This window comes from Bradyrhizobium sp. WSM4873, assembly GCF_055811355.1.
In genome coordinates this window covers 1-313 of the sequence record NZ_JBVVPS010000136.1, presented here as the reverse complement: position 1 = coordinate 313, position 313 = coordinate 1, and the positions used below count along the sequence as shown (strand labels likewise).

The following is a 313-nucleotide window of genomic DNA, read 5'->3' as shown; positions in this document are numbered from 1 at the left end:
TCTCGGATGATGCGCAGTTGATACGGTCACTTCCCGGCGTAGGTCCCGTAGCCTGCATGCAGCTGATCGCACAGATGTCGGAACTCGGCCGGGTCGGACCGAAACAAATTGCGGCGCTTGCCGGCCTGGCCCCCTTCAACGTCGACAGCGGCGCCTTCCGTGGCAAACGCAAGATCGCCGGGGGCCGAAAGCGCGTGCGTGACGCCCTCTACATGGCCACTCTGAACGCGGTTCGTCGCGCCGATCCGTTCAAAGCCTTCTACACCCGACTGCGACAGACCGGCAAACCAGCCAAACTCGCCCTCATTGCCGT

1 protein-coding gene is annotated in these 313 nt (G+C 63.3%); it reads left to right on the top strand.

From position 1 onward, the window contains the following. A partial coding sequence (locus AC0L21_RS38100; RefSeq protein ID WP_473267160.1) for a transposase occupies nt 1-313 on the top strand: 313 nt, incomplete at both ends.